Origin of the sequence: Streptomyces tricolor (assembly GCF_002155905.1) — a bacterium.
GTDB classification, from domain to species: domain Bacteria; phylum Actinomycetota; class Actinomycetes; order Streptomycetales; family Streptomycetaceae; genus Streptomyces; species Streptomyces tricolor.
In genome coordinates this window covers 1-580 of the sequence record NZ_MUMF01000929.1, presented here as the reverse complement: position 1 = coordinate 580, position 580 = coordinate 1, and the positions used below count along the sequence as shown (strand labels likewise).

General features: G+C 74.7%; 1 protein-coding gene. It reads left to right on the top strand.

Features of this window, described 5'->3' with window-relative positions; all coding sequences use genetic code 11:
• A partial coding sequence (locus tag CCN44_RS41585; protein WP_086704398.1) for an AAA family ATPase occupies positions 1 to 560 on the top strand: 560 nt, incomplete at its 5' end.
• Positions 561 to 580: the final 20 nt, after the last annotated feature.

The following is a 580-nucleotide window of genomic DNA, read 5'->3' as shown; positions in this document are numbered from 1 at the left end:
CGGGCGCGGACGGGTACGGGTACGGACAGGACGGCCCCGGGATGAGGACGGAACTGCGGGAGGCCGCCGTGATCACGGTCGCGGTGGCGCTGAGCGGGGCGCTGCTGGGGCTGCTGTGGTGGTGGCTGGCGCCGCAGGTGCCGCTGGTCGGCGACCGGATCGGCAAGAACTGGGTCGTCTACCTCAAGGACACCGAGGGGGAGCAGGCGGTCGGGGTGGACGGTGTGTTCACCCTGCTGGGGCTCGCCTTCGGGCTGGCCAGCGCGGTTGTGGTGTTCCTGCTGCGGCGGCGCGGGGGTGTGCCGGCGGTCGTGGCACTGGGCCTCGGCGGCCTGCTGGGGTCCGTGCTGGCCTGGCGGCTCGGGGTGTGGCTGGGCCCGGAGTCCGACGTGCTCGCGCATGCGCAGGCCGTGGGCAAGGGCGTGACGTTCTCGGCGCCGCTGAAGCTGTCGGCCAAGGGCGCGTTGCTGGCCTGGCCGTTCGCCGGACTGCTGGTGCATCTCGGGCTCACGGCGCTGTTCGGTCCCCGGGATCCCGAGCCGCCGTACCCGCCGGCCTGACCCCGGGGCTCCGCCCCGGA